Source organism: Rhizobium ecuadorense, from assembly GCF_001187535.1.
Taxonomy (GTDB): domain Bacteria; phylum Pseudomonadota; class Alphaproteobacteria; order Rhizobiales; family Rhizobiaceae; genus Rhizobium; species Rhizobium ecuadorense.
Genome location: NZ_LFIO01000048.1, coordinates 1 through 211, shown reverse-complemented (window position 1 = coordinate 211; position 211 = coordinate 1). Strand labels below are relative to the sequence as shown.

At 58.8% G+C, this 211-nt stretch carries 1 protein-coding gene; it reads left to right on the top strand.

The features are described 5' to 3' along the window. A partial coding sequence (locus tag AF337_RS44075; protein ID WP_210168028.1) for a hypothetical protein occupies positions 1-211 on the top strand: 211 nt, incomplete at both ends.

The window sequence follows — 211 nt, the reverse complement described above, 5'->3', positions numbered from 1 at the left end:
GTCTTCACCCAACTCCCCCACGACTATGCACCCAGCAAGCTTTGGGTCAATGCCGTCCGCCTCAAAGCCGAGGTTCTGCGCTTCGACGCCAGGACGAACGCCGAGCTCGAAAAACTAGCGGAAGCCATGGTTGGAAAAGCGCCAGTCGAATTCGGTAGCTGTATGGCGGACTGTTGGGAACGATCGGCCCGCAGAGGACGATATCCGACAG